We start from the raw sequence: 236 nt of genomic DNA on the forward strand, positions 1-236 counted from the left end.
CGAGGAAGTGCGGCGGATCAACGCCTCCTTGCATGAGAATGACGCTGCCTCTGGCAAACGCTCGGAGCGCGAGGCCAATGGTGCCGAAACCTTGTTGCGTGGCACTGCCGAGCTGGTGGGTGGCGTCGCGTCGTTGACGGGTGCTGCCATGCAGGGCCTGGGCAAGGGTGCGGACGCGCTGGCCAATGCCTGGCGCGGCGGCTCAAAGGCGCAGGAAGCCGCAGAGCCTGCGTTCT

Annotated in this window: 1 protein-coding gene; it reads left to right on the plus strand. The window is 66.9% G+C overall.

The window, feature by feature from the left end:
• A partial coding sequence (locus tag SB772_RS45555; RefSeq protein WP_410839221.1) for a hypothetical protein occupies positions 1-236 on the plus strand: 236 nt, incomplete at both ends.

The organism is Paraburkholderia sp. SIMBA_030 (assembly GCF_046535245.1).
GTDB lineage: Bacteria > Pseudomonadota > Gammaproteobacteria > Burkholderiales > Burkholderiaceae > Paraburkholderia.